Here is a 2,974-nt window from a genome sequence, read left to right as displayed (position 1 = left end):
GGCATGTGGTGGCCGAGCATGGGGTGCGTCATCTGGTGTTGACCAGTCGGCGCGGGCTTGATGCTCCGGGTGCGGCGGAGTTGCGGGCCGAGCTGGTCGCGCGGGGTGTTGACGTCGAGATCGTCGCCTGCGATGTCGCGGAGCGGGAGCAGGTCGCGGCGCTTGTGGCGGGGCGGGCTCTGACAGTGGTGATCCATGCGGCGGGTGTGCTGGACGATGGCACGATCGCCTCGCTGACCCCGGAGCGGCTGGACACGGTGCTGCGGCCGAAAGTGGATGCGGCCTGGCACCTCCATGAGCTCACCCAGGGCATGGACCTCGCCGCGTTCGTGGTGTTCTCCTCCTTCGCCGGAGTGATGGGCAGCGCCGGGCAGGGCAACTACGCGGCGGCGAACGCATGGCTGGACGCGTTGATGGCTCAGCGCCGGGCGCAGGGAATGCCGGGCTTGTCGCTGGCATGGGGACTGTGGGAGCAGGCCACCGGGATGACCGGCGGCATGTCCCAGGCGGACATCCAGCGGATGACGGCTGCCGGGATGCCGCCGATCACCACCGAGCAGGGGCTCGCGCTCTTCGATGCCGCGCTCGGCGCAGAGCCGCCGTTGGTGGTCCCGGTGCGGTTTAACCCACCCGCCCTGCCGCAGGAGCGGATCCCGCCGCTGCTGCGTGGGCTCGTGCGCAGTGCCCGCCGTACGGCATCGTCGTCGCCCGCCGGTGATGGGGTGCTGGCGCGGCAGTTGGCCGGGATGACGCAGGCCGACCGCGTCCGGTTCGCCGTCGATCTGGTCCGTGCTCAGGCCGCCGCAGTCCTTGGGCATCCGTCGCCGGACGCCGTGGAGGCGCGCCGCGAGTTCCGTGAGCTGGGCTTCGACTCGCTCACCGCGATCGAACTGCGCAACCGGCTCAACACCGCCACCGGGCTGCGCCTGCCGTCCACGGCCATCTTCGACTACCCGACCCCGACCGTCCTGGGCGAGCACCTGCTGAGTGAGGTGCTCGGAACGCAGGGCGACGTCGTCGTGCCCGTGGCCGCTGTCTCGATGACGGACGACCCGATCGTGATCGTGTCGATGGCGTGCCGCTTCCCCGGCGGGGTGAACTCCCCAGAGGACCTGTGGCGGCTGGTCGTCGAGGAGAAGGACGCCATCACACCGCTTCCGAGTGATCGCGGCTGGCAGAGCTACGGAGACTTCGGGCTGAAGGGCGGGTTCGTCTTCGACGCGCCCGAGTTCGACGCGGAGTTCTTCAGGATCTCGCCGCGTGAGGCGCTGGCGATGGACCCGCAGCAACGGCTGCTGCTGGAAGTCGCCTGGGAAGCCTTCGAACGCGCGGGCATCCCGGCCGAGGCGTTGCGTGGCAGCGCCACCGGTGTGTACGTCGGCTCCGTGGGGACGGACTACGTTCCCGGGGAGGAGTCACGCGGTCACATCATGACCGGCCATCTGGCGAGCGTGGCGTCCGGGCGGCTGTCCTACACGTTCGGGCTGGAGGGCCCGGCGGTGACGGTGGACACCGCGTGTTCGTCGTCGCTGGTCACCATCCACATGGCGGCACAGGCGCTGCGCAACGGCGAGTGCTCGCTGGCCCTCGCCGGCGGTGCGACGGTGATGGCCACGTTGGGAGCGTTCGCCGAGTTCAACGAGCAGGGCGGGCTGGCCCCTGACGCCCGGTGCAAGGCGTTCGCCGATGCGGCGAACGGCATCGGCTGGTCCGAAGGCGTCGGGCTGGTCATGCTGGAGCGACTGTCGGACGCTCAGCGCAACGGGCATCAGATCCTGGCGACCGTGCGAGGGTCCGCGATCAATCAGGACGGGGCGTCGAACGGGCTGACGGCGCCGAACGGGCCGTCGCAGCGCCGGGTGATCCGCCAGACGCTGGCCAACGCCGGGCTCACTCCCGCGGAGGTGGACGCGGTCGAGGCACACGGGACGGGTACCGTCCTTGGTGACCCGATCGAGGCCCAGGCGCTGCTGGCCACCTACGGCCAGGATCGGGAGCGGCCGCTGTTGCTGGGGTCGATCAAGTCGAACATCGGTCACACCCAGGCGGCCGCGGGTGTCGCCGGTGTGATCAAGATGGTCATGGCACTCCGGCATGGTCTGCTGCCCAGATCTCTCCATGTGGACGCGCCGTCCTCGCATGTGGACTGGTCGTCGGGTGCGGTGGAGGTGCTGGCGGAGGCGGCCGAGTGGCCGGAGACCGGGCACCCCCGCCGCGCGGGTGTGTCGTCGTTCGGGATCAGCGGCACCAACGCGCACCTGATTCTGGAACAGGGACCGCTGGTCGAGGAGCCCGCCGGTACGGCAGGCGGTGTGACGCCGTGGGTGGTGTCGGGCAGGACCGCCGGGGCGTTGCGGGCGCAGGCGGGGCGTCTGCTGGAACGTGTCGGTGAGCTGAGCCCGGTGGACGTGGGGTATTCGCTGGCCACGACCCGATCGGTGTTCGAGCACCGGGCCGTGGTCGTCGGCGGGGACCTGCGGGCGGTGGCATTGGGCGAGCCCGGAGCGGGTGTGGTCACGGGGGTGGCCGACGTCGAGGGGAAGTCGGTGTGGGTGTTCCCCGGCCAGGGCGCTCAGTGGGTGGGGATGGGGCGGCGGTTGCTGGAGGAGTCGCCGGTGTTCGCGGCTCGGATGGCGGAGTGCGCTGCGGCTTTGCAGCCGTTCGTGGACTGGCCGCTCCTCGACGCGGTCGAGCTGGATCGGGTGGATGTGGTCCAGCCGGTGTCGTGGGCGGTGATGGTGTCGCTCGCGGCGGTGTGGGAGTCGCTGGGTCTTCGTCCTGATGTGGTGGTCGGGCATTCGCAGGGTGAGATCGCCGCTGCTGTTGTGGCGGGTGGTCTGTCGCTCTGCGACGGCGCCCGTGTGGTGGCCCTGCGCAGCCGTCTGATCGCCGAGAGGCTTGCCGGTTTGGGGGCGATGGCGTCGGTGCCGCTGCCGGTGGAGCGGGTGCGTGACCTGATCGGGGATGGCCGGGT

Annotated in this window: 1 protein-coding gene; it reads left to right on the top strand. The window is 70.7% G+C overall.

Annotated features, from left to right (window positions below):
* On the top strand, window positions 1–2,974 hold a 2,974-nt coding region (locus ACWCSU_RS52695), incomplete at both ends, for a type I polyketide synthase (RefSeq protein WP_449945211.1).

The sequence above is a fragment of the Nonomuraea sp. NPDC001699 genome (assembly GCF_053596455.1).
The sequence above is the reverse complement of the archived record's forward strand: the minus strand, read 5'-3'. Positions and strand labels throughout refer to the sequence as shown.